General features: G+C 78.9%; 1 protein-coding gene. It reads left to right on the plus strand.

Features of this window, described 5'->3' with window-relative positions; translation table 11 throughout:
* Window positions 1-432: glycosyltransferase (locus BZL64_RS41495; protein ID WP_244205560.1), on the plus strand; the 432-nt coding region annotated here is incomplete at both ends.

Genomic DNA, 432 nt, shown 5'->3' on the forward strand with positions numbered 1-432 from the left:
CCTGCTGCTGGTGGGCGGCGGCCCCGAGGAGAGCGCGCTGCGCCGCACCGCCCGCGAGGCCGGGGTCACCGACCGCGTCCTGTTCACCGGCGAGCGCCCCTGCTTCCCGGACGGCGGCCCCGGCCCCGACCTGCCCTCCCTCACCTGCGCGATGGACGTGTTCGCCTCCCCCTCCCCCGAGGAGGCGTTCGGCCTGGCCGCCGTCGAGGCCCTGGCCTCGGGACTGCCTGTGCTCTACGCGTCCTGCCCGGCGATCGAGGACCTCCCCGCGCACACCGCGCCCGCCGCCCACCGCGTCGGCGGCGGCCCCGAGGCGTTCGTCCGGGCACTCGCCGGGACCCGCGCCACCACCCCCGGCCCCCGCGGCGCGGCCGAGGCCGCCCGTCACTACGACATCACCCGCAGCGCCGCCCGGCTCATGGACGTGTACAC

Source organism: Streptomyces bobili (genome assembly GCF_002154575.1).
Taxonomy (GTDB): domain Bacteria; phylum Actinomycetota; class Actinomycetes; order Streptomycetales; family Streptomycetaceae; genus Streptomyces; species Streptomyces bobili.